The sequence below is a fragment of the Beutenbergia cavernae DSM 12333 genome (assembly GCF_000023105.1).
GTDB classification, from domain to species: domain Bacteria; phylum Actinomycetota; class Actinomycetes; order Actinomycetales; family Beutenbergiaceae; genus Beutenbergia; species Beutenbergia cavernae.
In genome coordinates, this window is the sequence record NC_012669.1 from 3,576,128 (window position 1) to 3,589,618 (window position 13,491).

The following is a 13,491-nucleotide window of genomic DNA, read 5'->3' on the forward strand; positions in this document are numbered from 1 at the left end:
CTCATCAGTTCTTCAGCAGGCTGAGCTCGTCGACGGAGACGGACCTGCGGGCGCGGTAGATCGACACGATGATCGCGAGACCCACGACCACCTCGGCCGCCGCGACGACCATGACGAAGAACGCCACCACCTCGCCGGTGAGCGTGCCGTGCAGCCGGCCGAAGGCCACGAACGCCAGGTTGGACGCGTTGAGCATGAGCTCGACGCCCATGAACATGATGATCGCGTTGCGGCGCACGAGGACCGTGGCGGCCCCGATCGTGAACAGGAGGCCGGACAGCACGAGGTAGTTCACCAGGGTCATCGCTGCTCCCCCTGCTCGGGTTCCGGTGCGGCTGGGCCGGGTGGTTCGTTGCCCGGGACGTCGATCGTGGCGACGAACGGCCCGGCGGCGATGTCGGCCACGCGGCTGTCGATCTGCTCGGGCGTCAGCTCCTGGCCGCGGATCCGGATGACGCGCGGCACCGACTCCTCGATCGGCCGGCCCTGGGCATCGAGCGCGGGCGCGTCGGCCGCGTTGTGCGTCGCGTACACGCCCGGTGCCGGCAGCGGGGTCAGCACCTTCGAGCCCTCGCCGGCGCCGTAGGCCCGCATCCGCAGGTCGAGCGTCGCCCGCTGGTCACGCTTGCGGCCGAGGCGCTCCCGGTGGGTGAGCGTGATCGCGCCGAGCGCGGCCGTGATGAGGAGCGCGCCGACGAGCTCGAACGCGAACACGAACTGGCCGAAGATCAGGCGCGCGACGCCGACCGGGTTGCCGTCGGTGTTCACCTCGGCGAGACCCTGCGCATCCGGCAGCGTCGCCGTCGCGATGACGCCGATGAGGACGCTCGCCAGGCCGACGCCGAACAGGACGGCGATCCACCGCTGCCCCTGGAGCGTCTCGACCACCGAGTCGGACGCGTCGACCCCGACGAGCATGAGCACGAACACGAACAGCGTCATGACGGCGCCCGTGTACACGACGACCTGGGCGACGCCGAGGAACGGTGCCTCGAGCGCCGTGTAGAGGAACGCGAGGGCGACCATGACGAACACGACGCTGATCGCCGCGTGCACGGCCTTGCGAGCGAAGAGCAGCCCGAGGGCGGCGATGACCATGAGCGGCGCGAGGACCCAGAACAGCACCGCCTCGCCCGTGCTGATCTCCAGGGCGCCGCTCACCGGGCGGCCTTCGCGCGTTCGGCGGTGGCCTCGGCGTCCGCGGCCGCTCGGGCGGCGGGCAACGTCGGGTCGTCGGGGCGCTGCTCGGCGACCCAGTCGACCTGGTCGGTGGTGGGGCCGGTGACCTCACCGCGGTAGTAGTCGTCGTCCACCGTGCCGGCGACCATCGGGTGCGGCGCGGCGAGCTGGCCCTCCCGCAGCGGCGCGAGCAGCTCGTCCTTCGTGAAGATGAGCCCCTCGCGCGTCGGGCCGGCGAGCTCGAAGTCGTTCGTCATCGTCAGGGCCCGGGTCGGGCACGCCTCGATGCACAGCCCGCAGAAGATGCACCGCAGGTAGTTGATCTGGTAGACGCGGCCGTACCGCTCGCCCGGGGAGAACTGGGCGTCGGGCGAGTTGTCGGCGCCCTCCACGTAGATCGCGTCGGCCGGGCAGGCCCACGCGCACAGCTCGCACCCGATGCACTTCTCGAGCCCGTCGGCGTACCGGTTCAGCTGGTGCCGCCCGTGGTAGCGCGGCTGGGTCGGCTTCTTCTCGAACGGGTACTGCTCCGTCATCGACGGCCGGAACATCGACGAGAACGTGACGCCGAACCCGGCGACGGGCGCCAGGAGCTCCCCGAGCCCGCCCTTCTCGCCGGACTCCGGCTCGGGTCGCGCGGGCGCCTGGCGCTTCGCGGGCGGCGCTGCGGGACGACGCCGGGCCGGCGCAGCGCCCTTCGGCTGCGGGCGGCCGGTCGCCGGCCGCTTCTTCGGCTCAGCCATCGCTGACCTCCTCCTCGGTCCCGCCGGGTGCGACGGGGCTGGCGCTCGCCCTGGCCATCGGCCGCCGACGCGAGGCGGGCAGCTCCTGACCGGGCAGCGGCGGCACGGGGTACCCGCCGGCGAACGCGTCGAACGGTTCCTTCCGCGGGCGTCTCGGTTCGGGTGGTGCCTTGCGCTCCGGCCACAGGAACGTCGCCAGGAAGACGGCGGCCAGCGCGACGGCGACCACGATGAGCAACGTCCGCAGGTCGACGTCGAGGAACTGGCGGACGGCCTGCACCACCGACACGGCGACGACCCACACGAGCGCGATCGGGATGAGGATCTTCCACCCGAGGTTCATGAACTGGTCGTAGCGGAACCGCAGCAGCGTGCCGCGCAGCCAGAAGAAGAAGAACATGACGAGCCAGAGCTTCGCCAGGAACCACAGGACGGGCCACCAGCCGGTGTTGAGCACGCCGTCGCCGATGAGGTGCAGCGGCGGCGGCACGCGCCAGCCGCCGAGGAACAGCGTGGTCGCCACGGCCGAGACGTTGATCATGTTGATGTACTCCGCGAGGAAGAACCACGCGAACTTCATCGACGAGTACTCGGTCATGTGTCCGGCGACGAGCTCGCCCTCGGCCTCGGGGAGGTCGAAGGGGAGCCGGTTCGTCTCCCCCACCATCGACACGATGTACACCACGAACGCCGGGATGAGCGCGAGCCCCCACCACAGCTGCGCCTGCGCGTCCACGATCTGCGACGTCGACATCGAGCCCGAGACGATGAACACGCTCACCAGCGACAGGCCCATCGCGAGCTCGTAGCTGATGACCTGCGCCGTCGCCCGGACCGAGCCCAGCAGCGGGTACGTCGAGCCGGACGCCCAGCCGCCGAGCATGATCCCGTACACGCCCACGGCGGTGACGGCGAGGATGTACAGGACGGCGACCGGCAGGTCCGTGAGCTGCAGCGGCGTGATGATGCCGAACAGGTTGACCTCGGGGCCGAACGGGATGACGGCGAACACGAGCAGAGCCGAGAAGACGGCGATCAGCGGGGCGAGCAGGTAGACGAACTTGTCGGCCGCCTTGACGGTGATGTCCTCCTTGAAGAGGAGCTTCATCGCGTCGGCGAGGGACTGCAGCAGACCGAACGGACCGTGCACGTTCGGCCCCGTCCGGGTCTGCATCTTCGCCAGGACCTTGCGCTCGGCCCAGATCGCGAACAGCACCGACACCAGCAGGAAGACGAGGATCGCGACACCCTTGACGACCCAGATCCACCAGACGTCGTTGCTGAAGTCCGCGGCGACACCAGCCAGCTGCGAGTTCACCGGACCACCTCCACGACGTCCCCGGCCCCGGCGCCGAGGTCCGAGTGCACCGAGACTCCGGGTGCGTGCTGCGGGAGCCACACGACGTGCTCGGCCATCGGCACGAGCACCAGGGGCAGCGTGACGGCACCACGCGGACCGCGCACGGTGATCTCCGAGGCGTCGGCCAGGCCGAGCGCCTCCGCGGTGCCCGGGGCCAGCCGCGCCACCGGTCGGTGGGCCGTGCCCGCGAGGTGCGGCTCCCCGTCCTGCCCGCGCCCGGCGTCGAGCAGCAGGCGCCACGTGGCGAGCACGACGTGCCCAGCGGGCGGGGCCACCGGCTCGGGCGCGGGGACGGCGGGCGCGAGAGCACGTGCGCCGGTCCAGGCGGGCCAGACCGGGGCGGGAAGTGCACGCCCCATCGCCGCTGCGAGCTCCGTGAGCACGCCGGCGTCGGAGAACGCCGCCGTGTCGAAGACCGCGCCGAACGACCTGGGTCGTCCCTCCCAGGTGAGGAACGTGCCGGCCTTCTCCACCGGCGGGGCGACGGGGAGGACGACGTCGGCGAAGGGGGTCACCGCCGACCTCCGCACCTCCAGCTGGACGACGACGCCACCGGACGCCCGCACGGCCTCCAGCGCCGCACGGGCCGCGGCGGGGTCGGGCAGGTCCTCGAGGTCGAGCCCACCGACGACGAGCCCGGCGAGCTCGCCGGCCTGCGCTGCGGCGAGGATCCCGGTCAGGTCACGCCCGGGCTCGGAAGGCAGCGACGGCACGCCCCAGCGCGCGGCGGCGTCGGCACGGGCCGCGTCGTCGGCGACCGGACGACCGCCGGGCAGCAGCGTCGGCAGGAGGCCCGCCTCGACGGCGCCGCGGTCGCCGGCCCGCCGCGGCACCCACGCCACGCGGGCACCGGTGCGCTGCGCCAGCCGCGCCACGGCCGAGAGCGCGCCCGGCACGGCGCCGAGCCGCTCGCCGACGAGCACGACGGCGCCCGACGGGTCGTCGCCGAGGTCGGCACCGCTCAGCGCGTCCAGGACCTCCGCCTCGGTGCCCGGCGCCGCCGGGAGCCAGCGGGCGCGCAGCTTGCTGGCACCCCGCGAGACGAGCGGCGCGAGCGTGGCGACCTGCACCCGCCCGGCCAGCACCCCCTTGCGGAGCCGCAGGAAGATCGTGGCCGCCTCCTCCTCGGGCTCGAGCCCCGCGAGCAGGACGAACCCGGCGCGCTCCAGGTCGGCGTACGTCACCCCGACGCCGGCCCCGGCGACGGAGGCGGCCAGGAAGTCCGCCTCCTCCGCGGAGTGCGTCCGGGCGCGGAAGTCGACGTCGTTCGTGCCGAGCACGGTGCGGGCGAACGCCCCCCACGCGTGGGCGTCCTCCACCGTGACGCGACCGCCCGGCAGGGCGGCCACCGGTCCGCGCGCGAGCGCACCGGCGAGCGCCGTGGCGGCGGTGTGGAACGCGTCGGGCCAGCTCGTCGGGATGAGCGCGTCGTCCTCCCGGACGAGGGGCGCCTCCAGCCGGTCCGGCATGGTCTGCCAGCGGAACGCGAACCGGTCCTTGTCGCTGATCCACTCCTCGTTGACCGCCGGGTCGTCGCCGGCCAGGCGACGCAGCACGACGCCGCGGCGGTGGTCGATCCGGATCGCGGAGCCGCACGCGTCGTGCTCGGCGATCGACGGCGTCGAGACCAGGTCGAACGGACGCGACCGGAAGCGGTACGCCGCGCTCGTCAGCGCGCCGACGGGGCAGATCTGGATCGTGTTGCCGGAGAAGTACGACGAGAACGGGCGGCCCGACGTGTCCAGCTGTGCCTCGCCTCGGGGCAGCTCGCCCTCGAACCCGAGCACCTGCTCGTCGAACCGGCCGATCTGCTGTGCCGCGCCCCGCATCTGCAGGTCGATGAAGGGGTCGCCGGCGATCTCCGCCGAGAACCGGGTGCACCGCTGGCAGAGGATGCAGCGCTCCCGGTCGAGCAGGACCTGCGTCGAGATCGCGAGCGGCTTGGCGTACGTCCGCTTGACGTCGTGGAACCGGCTCGTCGCGCGGCCGTTCGACATCGCCTGGTTCTGCAGCGGGCACTCGCCGCCCTTGTCGCAGACCGGGCAGTCGAGCGGGTGGTTGATGAGCAGGAATTCCATGACGCCGTGCTGCGCCGTCTCCGCGACCGGCGACGTCAGCTGGGTCTTCACGACCATCCCCGCCGTGACCTCCATCGTGCAGGAGGCCTGGGGCTTCGGCATCGCCGCCAGGTTGCCGTCGCGGCCCGGCATCGCGACCTCGACGAGGCACTGCCGGCAGGCACCCGCGGGAGCGAGCAGGGGGTGGTCGCAGAACCGCGGGATCGCGATCCCGATCTGCTCGGCCGCCCGGATGATCAACGTGCCCTTGGCGACGTGCGTCGTGACGCCGTCGATCGTCACCTCGACGAGGTCGGCAGGGGCGACGTCGGCCTGGGAGCCGGACTGCGTCGTCGTCATGAGCTCACTCCGGAGAAGACTGTCGACGCCGTGTACGGGAAGAGCTCCCGCGCAGGCGTGTGGGTGCCGGCCTCGAACTCCGAGCGGAAGTACTTCATGCCGCTCTGGATCGGCGTGACGGCGGCGTCGCCGAACGCGCAGAAGCTGCGGCCCGCGATGTTCGCCGTGATCTCGTCGAGCGTGTCGAGGTCCTCGGCCGTGCCGCGGCCCTCCTCGAGCCGGTGCAGGATCTGCTTGAGCCAGTACGTGCCCTCGCGGCACGGGGTGCACTTGCCGCAGGACTCGTGCGCGTAGAAGTCGGTCCACCGCGCGACGGCGCGCACCACCGACGTCGTCTCGTCGAAGATCTGCAGCGCCCGCGTGGCGAGCATCGACCCGGCGCCGGCCACCGACTCGTAGTCGAGCGGGACGTCGAGGTGCTCGTCGGTGAGGATCGGCGTCGAGGAGCCGCCCGGCGTCCAGAACTTCAGCTCGTGGCCGTCGCGGACGCCGCCGGCGAGGTCCAGGAGCTCACGCAGCGTGATGCCGAGCGGGGCCTCGTACTGGCCCGGCCGCGTCACGTGCCCCGACAGCGAGAACAGGCCGAAGCCCGCCGACTTCTCGGTGCCCATCGACGTGAACCACTCCGGCCCGCCGAGCACGATGGACGGGACGCTGGCGATCGACTCCACGTTGTTGACGACGGTCGGCCGCGCGTAGAGACCCGCGACGGCGGGGAACGGCGGCTTGAGGCGAGGCTGCCCCCGGAGGCCCTCGAGGGAGTCGAGCAGCGCCGTCTCCTCACCGCAGATGTACGCGCCGGCTCCGGCGTGGACGGTGATCCGCAGGCCGCCCAGCAGGCCGGCGGCCTCCGCCTCGCGCACCGCTGCGAGCAGCCGCCGGTACACGTGCACGACCTCGCCGCGCAGGTAGATGAACGCGTGGTCGCAGCCGATCGCGTACGACGTGATCGCCGAGCCCTCGATGAGCGCGTGCGGGTTCGCGAGCATGAGCGGGATGTCCTTGCACGTGCCCGGCTCGGACTCGTCGGCGTTCACGACCAGGTAGCGCGGCCCGCCGTCGGGCGGCGGCAGGAAGCTCCACTTGAGACCGGTCGGGAACCCGGCACCGCCGCGGCCACGCAGGCCGGACGCCTTGACGGCGTCGACGATCTCCTCGGGCTTGCGCGAGCGCGCCTCCTCGAGCGCGCGGTATCCGCCGCGCTCGCGGTAGGCCTCGAGCGTCCAGGACCTGGGGGCGTCCCAGATGTCCGACAGGACCGGGGTGAGCGTGGGCATGCCCGGCCGGCTCGGCTGCGTCGTCGGGGCGTCGGCCATCACGCGTCACCTTCCTCGGCGGTCGCGGCCGGTGCGTCGTCCGGCCGCTCGCCCGACGCCTCGCTCGGCGTGGGCGGGGTGTGCTGCGTGCTCGACTGCTGCTCCCCCACCGGCGCGGTGCCGGCCGCCTCGGCCGCCGCGACGTCGGCCGTCCCGGTGTCCTCGGCGGTCGCGGCACCCGGGTACTCCGGTGCCGACCAGCCGTGCTCCCGCGCGATCCGGAGCCCGACCAGCGACGCCTCGCCGGCGCCCGGGCCCTCGTCGGCGCGGCCGTCCTCGAAGCCGGCGAGCACGCGGGACGTGGCACGGAAGTCCTGCACCTGCGCCGCGCCCCGGGTCGGGGTGACCGGCTGGTCCGCCGCGAGCGCCTCGACCAGGTCGACGGCCGACGTCGGTGTCTGGTTGTCGAAGAACTCCCAGTTGACCATGAGCACCGGCGCGTAGTCGCACGCGGCGTTGCACTCGATCCGCTCGAGCGTGATCGCGCCGTCCTGCGTGGTCTCGTCGTGCCCGACGCCGAGGCGCTCGCTCACGCGGTCGAAGATCTCGTCGCCGCCCATGACGGCGCACAGGGTGTTCGTGCACACGCCGACCGTGTAGCGGCCGTTCGGGCGCCGCTTGTACTGCGTGTAGAACGTCGCGACGGCGGAGACCTCGGCGTTCGTCAGGCCGAGCAGGTCGGCGCACAGCGCGATGCCGGCCGGGCTGACGTAGGAGTCCTCCGCCTGCACGAGGTGCAGCAGCGGCAGCAGCGCGGAGCGCTGCTCCGGGTAGCGCTCCAGGATGACGGCGGCGTCGGCGCGCAACCGCTCCTCGACGTCGGGCGCGTAGGTCCGTGCGTGTCCGCTCATCGGTCGACTCCTCCCAGCACCGGATCGAGCGAGGCCACGGCGACGACGACGTCGGCCACCTGGCCGCCCTCGCACATCGCGGCGAGCGCCTGCAGGTTGTTGAACGACGGGTCGCGGAAGTGTGCGCGGTACGGCCGTGTGCCGCCGTCGGACACGAGGTGGACCCCGATGACACCGCGCGGGTGCTCCACCTGCGAGAACACCTGCCCGGCCGGGACGCGGAAGCCCTCCGTCACGAGCTTGAAGTGATGGATGAGCGCCTCCATCGACGTGCCCATGATGGTGCGGATGTGCTCGGCCGAGTTCCCCTGACCGTCGGGGCCGAGCGCGAGCTGCGCGGGCCACGCGATCTTCTTGTCCGCGACCATGACCGGGTGCGAGCCCGTCCGGTCCTGCGCGTCGAGGCGTTCGAGCACCTGCCGGACGATCTTGATCGACTCGCGCGCCTCGTCCAGCCGGAGCACGATCCGCGAGTACGCGTCGGAGTCGGTGGACGTCGGCACGTCGAAGTCGTACGTCTCGTAGCCGCAGTACGGCTGGGCCTTGCGCAGGTCGAACGGGAGGCCCGCCGAGCGGAGCACGGGACCGGTGACGCCGAGCGCCATCGCGGCCGAGAGGGACAGGTAGCCGACGCCGACCTGCCGGGCCTTGAAGATCGGGTTGGCGAGCATGAGCTTCGCCAGCTCGTCGAGGCCCCGCTCGATGCGGGGCAACGCGTCGCGGACGGTGTCGGTGGTGCCGGGCGGGATGTCCTGCGCGACGCCGCCGGGCCGGATGTACGCGTGGTTCATCCGCAGACCCGTGATGAGCTCGAAGATCCGCAGGATCTCCTCGCGCTCACGGAAGCCGATCGTCATGATCGTCGTCGCGCCCAGCTCGTTCCCGCCGGTCGCGATCGCCACGAGGTGCGACGAGATCCGGTTGAGCTCCATGAGCAGCACGCGGATGAGCGTGGCCCGCTCCGGCACCTCGACGCCGAGCAGCTTCTCGACCCCGAGGCAGTACGCGGCCTCCTGGAACAGCGGCGCCACGTAGTCCATCCGGGTGCAGAACGTCACGCCCTGCGTCCAGGTCCGGAACTCCATGTTCTTCTCGATGCCCGTGTGGAGGTACCCGATGCCGGCTCGGGCCTCGACGACGGACTCGCCGTCGATCTCGAGCACGAGCCGCAGCACGCCGTGCGTCGACGGGTGCTGCGGGCCCATGTTGACGACGATCCGCTCCTCGCCGAGGCGCGCCGCCTCTTCGGCGATCTGCGCCCAGTCGCCGCCGCTGGCGGTGAACTCGGGCACGTCGTCGTCGGTGGGCGTGGGTGGGGAGGTCTGCGTGGACATCAGCGGTACTCCCTCCGCTCGTCGGGGGGCGGGATCGTCGCGCCCTTGTACTCGACCGGGATCCCGCCGAGCGGGTAGTCCTTGCGCTGCGGGTGTCCCACCCAGTCGTCGGGCATCTCGATGCGCGCGAGCGCCGGGTGACCGTCGAAGACGATCCCGAAGAAGTCCCACGTCTCGCGCTCGTGCCAGTCGTTCGCCGGGTAGACGGCGGTGGTCGACGGGACGTGCGGGTCGGCGTCGGGCACCGCCACCTCGAGCCGCAGCCTGCGGTTGTGGGTGATCGAGTGCAGGTGGTACACGGCGTGCAGCTCACGGCCGGTGTCGGCCGGGTAGTGCACGCCGCTGACGCCGAGGCTGAGGTCGAACCGCAGGTCGGGGTCGTCCCGCAACGACAGAGCCACCAGCACCAGGTGCTCACGGCGGACGTCGAGCGTGAGCTCGTCACGGTCGACGACGACCTTCTCGACGGCGTCGTCGAACGCCACGCCGGCTTCGTCGAGCACCTCGGTGAGGATGTCGACGACCTCGTCGAAGTAGGAACCGTAGGGGCGCTCGGCCGGCGTCGCCGTGATGACCGTGCGGACGAGGCCGCCGTAGCCGGACGTGTCGCCCGTGTCTTGGGCGCCGAACATGCCGCGGCCGGTGGCCACGACGTCGAGACGACGGCGAACCTCGGCCGGCTCCCCGACCTCCGTGTTCGGTTCCTGAGGCAGATCGCTCACGCCAACAGCCCCGTCATCTCGTGCGTGGGCGTGGCGCGCAGGGCCGCCGCCTCGACGGCGCGGGCGGCCTCGGCACGGTTCGCGCCCAGCGGCTCGGACCGGATCTGCTCGTGCAGCTCGAGGATCGCGTTGAGCAGCATCTCCGGCCGGGGCGGGCAGCCGGGGAGGTAGATGTCGACCGGGAGGATGTGGTCGACGCCCTGCACGACGGCGTAGTTGTTGAACATCCCGCCGCTCGAGGCGCACACGCCCATCGACAGGACCCACTTCGGCTCCGACATCTGGTCGTAGACCTGCCGGACGACGGGCGCCATCTTCTGGCTGACCCGGCCCGAGACGATCATCAGGTCGGCCTGGCGCGGCGACGCCCGGAACACCTCCATGCCGAAGCGCGAGATGTCGAACCGCGGCGTACCGGTCGCCATCATCTCGATGGCGCAGCACGCGAGGCCCATCGTGACCGGCCACAGCGACGACTTGCGGATGAGGCCCACCAGGTCCGAGACCTTGGCGAGCATGAAGCCGGACGGTGCCTTCTCCTCGATGCCCATGGTTGCTCCTCTCAGTCCCAGTCCAGCCCGCCGCGGCGCCACTCGTACACGAACGGCACCGTGATGAGGAACAGGAACGCCATCATCGCGACCAGCCCGAACACCGCGAGCTCGGTGAACGCGACGGCCCAGGGGTACAGGAACACGACCTCGATGTCGAAGATGATGAAGGTCATCGCCACCAGGTAGTAGCGGACGTTGAACCGGCCGTGGCCGACGGCGTGGGGAGTCGGCTGGACGCCGCACTCGTACGCCTCGAGCTTCGCGCGGTTGTACCGCTTCGGCCCGATGATCATGCTCGTCGCGACGCCACCGATCGCCATGACGGCGGCGATCGCCATCATGATGAGGATGGGCACGTAGGGGTTCGTCATGCTGCGGGCACCACTTTCGTGAGCGCGGTGATGAGTCGGTCGATCGCATCGCCGCCGCGGCGGTCGTACGAGTCGGAGAGCAGCTTGAGGGTGAACCGCATGAGCAGCGGCCGCGGGAGCCCGTACTTCGTGCAGATCCGCATGACACGGGGGTGCTCGATCAGTCGGACGAAGTGACGGCCCAGCGTGTAGTAGCCGCCGAGGTCGTCGCGCATGCGGCGCGGGTAGGCGGCGAGCGCGCGCTCGCGGGACGGCGCATCGGGCCGGGCGAGCGCCTGGGCGACGACGTCGGCCGCCACCCGGCCCGCCTGCAGCGCGTAGGCGATCCCCTCCCCGTTGAACGGGGAGACCATGCCGCCGGAGTCGCCGACGAGCAGGAGCCCGCGGGTGTAGTGCGGCGTGCGGTTGAACGCCATGGGCAGGGCGGCGCTGCGCAGGTCGCCGACCTGGTTCTCCGGCGTGAAGCCCCACTCGCCGGGCACGTTCTGCATCCACCGAGAGAAGAGCGACTTGTAGTCCAGCTGGGTGGCGCGCGCCGTCGAGCTCACGCTGCCGAGACCCACGTTCGCGAGGCCGTTGCCGAGGCCGAAGATCCAGCCGTAGCCCGGGAGCAGGTCGGACTTCCCGGGCGGGCCGTCCCACAGCTCGAGGTGCGACTCCATCCAGTCGTCGTCGTGCCGCTCGGTGCGGAAGTAGGTGCGCACGGCGACGCCGAGCGGGCGGTCGGACCGCTTCTCGACACCCATCGCGGTGGCGACCCGGGCGGAGACTCCGCCCGCGTCGACGACGAGCGGCGCCGTGAACGTGCGCTGCGCCTCCCCGGTCGCGCGGCCGCGGGAGTCGACCGGCCGCGCCTGCACGCCGACGATCCGGCCGGCGTCGTCGGTCACGGGCTTCGTGACGGCCATCCCCTCGAGCAGCTTCGCCCCGCTGGCGCGTGCGTGGGAGGCGAGCGTGGAGTCGAGGTCGGAGCGGGCGCGGACGAGCCCGTAGTCCGGGTAGCTGGCGACCTGCGGCCACGGCAGCTCGAGCCGGTGCCCGCCGCCGATGACGCGCAGACCCTTGTTCCGGATCCAGCCGTCCTCGGGGCGGGTGGGAACGCCCATCGTGACGAGCTCGGCGACGGCGCGGGGCGTGAGCCCGTCGCCGCAGACCTTGTCGCGCGGGAACGTCGCCTTCTCGAGCAGGAGCACCTCGAGCCCGTGCTGGGCGAGGTAGTGGGCGGTAGCCGAACCCGCGGGGCCGGCGCCGACGACGATCACATCGGCATCGCCGGTGCGATCCGCGACCATCAGCTCACCCCGCCATCAGTGTGACCCTCGTGTGACCATGCCTGTGACCGTCGGGTGACGGTCGGTGGGGAATCAGGGTTCACGCCATGCCCACAACTCCTCGACGAATCACTCTACAAATCGCCCTCGGGGGTGTCTTGCAAGGCTGCCCTAACCTCGGTCCCTGCGCACGCGCCTCGGTCCTCGGACCAGCCCGGACGCGGGCGAGGGGGCCGGCCTCGGCCGGCCCCCTCGCCCACCCGGAGGAGCGACGACGTCACTCGAGCCGGTTCTTCGCCTTGTCCGCGGCGTCCTTGACCGTGTCCTTCGCGTGCTCGGCCTTCTTGCGGGCCTCGGCCTCGGCCTGCTGCGCCTCGCCCTCGGCCTGGAGCCGCTCGTCGTCGGTCGCCTTCCCGACGCCCTCCTTGACCTTGCCCGCCGCGTCCTCGGCGGCGTTCTTGATCTTGTCGCCCAGTCCCATGTCGACTCCCTTCGAGTGCCCGTCCTCGTGAGACGGGGCCGGCGGAGTCACCGACCGTTCCATGGGAACACCGGGCACCCGAGTCCGCATCCGCACCGGTGCGCCTCCCGCTGGGTGGGTGCGCTCGACGCGTTCGCCCCGAGCTCTAGCCGCGTCCCGCGCTCGTGTTCTCGGTCGCGATCTTCCTCGCTCGGTGCAGCGCCACGATGCCGCCGGTGAGGTTGCGGTACCCGACGCCGCGCCACCCGGCCTCGTGCAGGAGAGCGGCGACGCCGAGCTGGTCCGGCCAGTCCCGGATCGACTCCTCGAGGTAGTCGTAGGCCTCCGGGTTGGAGGACACAGCCTTGGCGAGCGGCGTGAGGAACGTCTGCAGGTAGAACCCGTACAGCGCCTCGAACGGCGCCCAGGGCGGGGTCGAGAACTCCGCGACGACGAGGCGCCCTCCCGGCCGCGTCACCCGGAGCATCTCGCTCAGGCCGGCGACCGCCGGCGAGACGTTGCGGAGCCCGAACGAGATCGTCACGGCGTCGAACGAGCCGTCGGCGAACGGCAGCCGCGTCGCGTCGCCGGCGACGAACGCGAGGTCGGGACGCCGTCGCTTGCCCTCCGCGACCATCCCGGTGGAGAAGTCGCAGCTGACGACGTCGACGCCGTCGTCCGCGAGGTCGGCGCTGGACGTTCCGGTGCCGGCCGCCAGGTCGAGCACGCGCTCGCCCGGCCGCGCCCCGAGCGCGTCGAGGGTCGCGCGGCGCCACAGCCGGTCCATGCCGAGCGAGAGCACGTCGTTCGTGAGGTCGTAGCGGCGAGCGACGTCGTCGAACATGCCGGCGACGTCGTGGGGGTCCTTGTCGAGCTGGGCGCGCGGCATGGGTGTCATCCTCGCCCATCGCGA

General features: G+C 72.0%; 14 protein-coding genes. All 14 read right to left on the bottom strand.

The genetic code is table 11. From position 1 onward, the window contains the following. Positions 1 to 4 precede the first annotated feature (4 nt). Positions 5 to 304, bottom strand: a complete 300-nt coding sequence (gene nuoK, locus BCAV_RS16225) for an NADH-quinone oxidoreductase subunit NuoK (RefSeq protein WP_015883701.1) — start codon at positions 302 to 304, stop codon at positions 5 to 7. Continuing rightward, positions 301 to 1,161, bottom strand: a complete 861-nt coding sequence (locus BCAV_RS16230) for an NADH-quinone oxidoreductase subunit J (RefSeq protein ID WP_015883702.1) — start codon at positions 1,159 to 1,161, stop codon at positions 301 to 303. The genes nuoK and BCAV_RS16230 overlap by 4 nt, the downstream gene beginning before the upstream one ends. Beyond that, positions 1,158 to 1,922, bottom strand: coding sequence for an NADH-quinone oxidoreductase subunit NuoI (gene nuoI / locus BCAV_RS16235; RefSeq protein ID WP_015883703.1), 765 nt, complete (start codon positions 1,920 to 1,922; stop codon positions 1,158 to 1,160). The genes BCAV_RS16230 and nuoI overlap by 4 nt, the downstream gene beginning before the upstream one ends. After that, on the bottom strand, positions 1,915 to 3,240 hold the full coding sequence (nuoH, locus tag BCAV_RS16240; protein ID WP_015883704.1) for an NADH-quinone oxidoreductase subunit NuoH: 1,326 nt from the start codon (positions 3,238 to 3,240) through the stop codon (positions 1,915 to 1,917). The genes nuoI and nuoH overlap by 8 nt, the downstream gene beginning before the upstream one ends. Further along, positions 3,237 to 5,699 carry an NADH-quinone oxidoreductase subunit G gene (locus tag BCAV_RS16245; protein WP_015883705.1) on the bottom strand — a complete coding sequence of 821 codons (2,463 nt, stop codon included), beginning with the start codon at positions 5,697 to 5,699 and terminating at the stop codon, positions 3,237 to 3,239. Before BCAV_RS16245 ends, nuoH begins: the two co-directional genes overlap by 4 nt. Beyond that, a complete protein-coding gene (gene nuoF / locus BCAV_RS16250; RefSeq protein ID WP_015883706.1) occupies positions 5,696 to 7,015 on the bottom strand; it encodes an NADH-quinone oxidoreductase subunit NuoF in 1,320 nt (439 codons plus the stop codon). The genes BCAV_RS16245 and nuoF overlap by 4 nt, the downstream gene beginning before the upstream one ends. Then, positions 7,015 to 7,866 carry an NADH-quinone oxidoreductase subunit NuoE gene (gene nuoE, locus BCAV_RS16255; protein WP_015883707.1) on the bottom strand — a complete coding sequence of 284 codons (852 nt, stop codon included), beginning with the start codon at positions 7,864 to 7,866 and terminating at the stop codon, positions 7,015 to 7,017. The genes nuoF and nuoE overlap by 1 nt, the downstream gene beginning before the upstream one ends. Next, positions 7,863 to 9,200, bottom strand: coding sequence for an NADH-quinone oxidoreductase subunit D (locus BCAV_RS16260; protein WP_015883708.1), 1,338 nt, complete (start codon positions 9,198 to 9,200; stop codon positions 7,863 to 7,865). The genes nuoE and BCAV_RS16260 overlap by 4 nt, the downstream gene beginning before the upstream one ends. Further along, the gene (locus BCAV_RS16265; RefSeq protein WP_015883709.1) at positions 9,200 to 9,922 is read right to left on the bottom strand and encodes an NADH-quinone oxidoreductase subunit C; all 723 of its coding nucleotides are present in this window, start codon (positions 9,920 to 9,922) and stop codon (positions 9,200 to 9,202) included. Before BCAV_RS16265 ends, BCAV_RS16260 begins: the two co-directional genes overlap by 1 nt. Continuing rightward, positions 9,919 to 10,473: a NuoB/complex I 20 kDa subunit family protein gene (locus tag BCAV_RS16270; RefSeq protein ID WP_015883710.1), complete on the bottom strand. Its 555-nt coding sequence runs from the start codon at positions 10,471 to 10,473 to the stop codon at positions 9,919 to 9,921. Before BCAV_RS16270 ends, BCAV_RS16265 begins: the two co-directional genes overlap by 4 nt. 11 nt (positions 10,474 to 10,484) lie before the next feature. Further along, positions 10,485 to 10,847: an NADH-quinone oxidoreductase subunit A gene (locus tag BCAV_RS16275; protein ID WP_015883711.1), complete on the bottom strand. Its 363-nt coding sequence runs from the start codon at positions 10,845 to 10,847 to the stop codon at positions 10,485 to 10,487. Continuing rightward, positions 10,844 to 12,139 (bottom strand): geranylgeranyl reductase family protein, encoded by a 1,296-nt coding sequence (locus tag BCAV_RS16280; RefSeq protein WP_015883712.1) that lies wholly within the window; start codon positions 12,137 to 12,139, stop codon positions 10,844 to 10,846. The genes BCAV_RS16275 and BCAV_RS16280 overlap by 4 nt, the downstream gene beginning before the upstream one ends. A 256-nt stretch (positions 12,140 to 12,395) precedes the next feature. Continuing rightward, a complete protein-coding gene (locus BCAV_RS16285) occupies positions 12,396 to 12,599 on the bottom strand; it encodes a CsbD family protein (protein ID WP_015883713.1) in 204 nt (67 codons plus the stop codon). 145 nt (positions 12,600 to 12,744) lie between these two features. Further along, complete coding sequence (locus tag BCAV_RS16290; protein ID WP_015883714.1) at positions 12,745 to 13,467, bottom strand: demethylmenaquinone methyltransferase; 723 nt, start codon at positions 13,465 to 13,467, stop codon at positions 12,745 to 12,747. Between the last annotated feature and the right edge of the window lie 24 nt (positions 13,468 to 13,491).